Annotated in this window: 1 protein-coding gene; it reads left to right on the forward strand. The window is 66.7% G+C overall.

Annotated features, from left to right (window positions below; all coding sequences use genetic code 11):
• The coding region (locus O5O46_RS34990; RefSeq protein WP_269859722.1) for a polyketide synthase dehydratase domain-containing protein at positions 1–1,108 on the forward strand (1,108 nt) is incomplete at both ends.

Below are 1,108 nucleotides of genomic sequence, written 5' to 3' on the forward strand. Positions count from 1 at the left end.
CGCCGCAGACCGATGGTGTGGTGTTCACCAGTCGCCTGTCCGTGCGGACTCACCCTTGGCTTGCGGATCACGCGGTGCAGGGTGCGGTGGTGTTTCCCGGTACCGGCTATGTCGAGTTCGCCATCCGTGCTGGTGACAGCGTGGGTTGTGACCGGCTGGATGAGCTGGTCCTGGAAGCACCGCTGGTCCTGCCCGCCCAAGGTGGGGCCCAGGTTCAGATCGTGGTCGGCGATGCCGATACCCTCGCCGGCGCAGAGACACGGCGGCGGAGCGTGGCGGTATATGCGCGCCTGGACGGAGAGGAGGCCTGGACCCGTCACGCCATGGGTGTGGTGAGTGCTGGTGCACATGCCGCTGGTCAAGACCAGGCCGATGGGACGTTCGACTCGGTGACCCAGGCCTGGCCGGCCCCGGGTGCGACGGAACTGGATACTTCGGGGTTCTATGACCGACTGAGTGAAGGCGGGTTCCTCGTTTATGGCCCGGTGTTCCAGGGGTTGACCAAGGCGTGGCGGCACGAGGACCAGATTCTGGCGGAGGTCGAACTCCCAGACTCAGGTCGGGCGGAGGCGTTCGGGATCCACCCGGCACTCCTGGACGCGGCACTGCACACGGCAGTCTTCGCCGAGTTGGACGCGGTCCAAGGCGGAGGGTTGCCGTTCAGCTTCACGGATGTGGTGTTGCGTGCCTCGGGTGCGTCCAGGCTTCGGGTCGCGTTGACTCGCACGGGTCCTGATGAGGTGGCGGTCGCGGTCGCGGACAGTACCGGGCTGCCCGTGCTGTCGATTGGCTCACTGACCGTACGGCCCTTGGCAGCCAACAGCATCACCACGAGCACAGGTGACCGCTCCCTGCTGAGGACGCAATGGACCGACGTCCCTACGCCGACCGCTGCTCCGACGGGGCAGTGGATGGTGGTCGATCGGGCCGACTCAACCGACGCTGTGTATGCCGATCTGCACGCGGTCGCTATCGCCCTGGAGGACGGGACCGCGGTTCCGCAGGCGGTTGCGCTGGCTGTGTCCGGGGACCCGCGCGCGGTGGTGGAGTCCACTCATGAGTTGACGGGGTGGGTGCTGCAGCAGATGCAGTATTGGCTGGGTGAGGT

Source organism: Streptomyces sp. RPT161 (assembly GCF_027533845.1).
Lineage (GTDB): Bacteria > Actinomycetota > Actinomycetes > Streptomycetales > Streptomycetaceae > Streptantibioticus_A > Streptantibioticus_A silvisoli_A.